Source organism: Legionella lytica, assembly GCF_044626755.1.
GTDB lineage: Bacteria > Pseudomonadota > Gammaproteobacteria > Legionellales > Legionellaceae > Legionella > Legionella lytica_A.
Window position 1 is genome coordinate 1 of sequence record NZ_JBGORX010000040.1, and the last position, 223, is coordinate 223.

Below are 223 nucleotides of genomic sequence, written 5' to 3' on the forward strand. Positions count from 1 at the left end.
TTATAGGCTTTAAACCTTAATATACTGCGACGATGCCCTATTAACTCATGATGCACCATCCTTATATGCGATGATTTCTTGCGTACTCTCTTACTTTGGCAATGACCACAACGAGCTAAGCGCTTATAAGTTACATCTAATAACAATGGTTGATATCCACTCACTTTTACTATAGAAAATCCAGGTAAATTTAGGATAAGATTGGATCCAGGCACTTTAATCT

Annotated in this window: 1 protein-coding gene; it reads right to left on the minus strand. The window is 36.3% G+C overall.

The features are described from left to right. A partial coding sequence (locus ACD661_RS17065; RefSeq protein ID WP_400189018.1) for a transposase family protein occupies positions 1–215 on the minus strand: 215 nt, incomplete at its 3' end. Positions 216–223: the final 8 nt, after the last annotated feature.